The sequence below is a fragment of the Microbispora sp. CL1-1 genome (genome assembly GCF_012034195.1).
Lineage (GTDB): Bacteria > Actinomycetota > Actinomycetes > Streptosporangiales > Streptosporangiaceae > Microbispora.
In genome coordinates this window covers 1-804 of the sequence record NZ_JAATEK010000155.1, presented here as the reverse complement: position 1 = coordinate 804, position 804 = coordinate 1, and the positions used below count along the sequence as shown (strand labels likewise).

The window sequence follows — 804 nt, the reverse complement described above, 5'->3', positions numbered from 1 at the left end:
ACCTTCTTCAGGCGCTCTTCGAAGTCACCGCGGTAGCGGGAACCCGCCACCAGCGCACCCAGATCGAGGGTGTAGAGCTGCTTGTCCTTCAGCGTCTCGGGCACCTCACCCTTGACGATCTTCTGCGACAACCCCTCCACCACGGCGGTCTTGCCCACACCGGGCTCACCCACCAGCACCGGGTTGTTCTTCGTCCGGCGGGACAGCACCTGCATGACCCGCTCGATCTCCTTGTCCCGGCCGATCACCGGGTCGAGCTTGCCCTCCCGCGCAGCCTGCGTCAGATTCCGCCCGAACTGATCCAGCACAAGCGACGTCGACGGCGCCGACTCCTGCGGCCCGCCCGCCGCCGCCGGCTCCTTGCCCTGATACCCGTGCAGCAACTGGATGACCTGCTGACGCACCCTGTTCAGATCAGCGCCCAGCTTCACCAGCACCTGCGCCGCGACACCCTCACCCTCCCGGATCAAGCCCAGAAGAATGTGCTCGGTGCCGATGTAGTTGTGCCCGAGCTGCAACGCCTCGCGCAGCGACAGCTCAAGAACCTTCTTGGCCCGCGGCGTGAAAGGAATGTGACCCGAAGGCGCCGACTGCCCCTGGCCGATGATCTCCTCGACCTGCTGGCGCACCCCCTCGAGACTGATCCCAAGACTCTCCAGAGCCTTGGCCGCCACACCCTCACCCTCATGGATCAAACCAAGAAGAATGTGCTCAGTGCCGATGTAGTTGTGGTTGAGCATCCGAGCCTCTTCCTGGGCCAGGACGACAACCCGCCGCGCACGGTCGGTGAACCTCTCGAACATC

At 64.6% G+C, this 804-nt stretch carries 1 protein-coding gene; it reads right to left on the bottom strand.

What is annotated here, in order from left to right; all coding sequences use genetic code 11:
• The coding region (locus HCK04_RS40390) for a Clp protease N-terminal domain-containing protein (protein WP_277351643.1) at positions 1-803 on the bottom strand (803 nt) is incomplete at its 3' end.
• Position 804 lies beyond the last annotated feature (1 nt).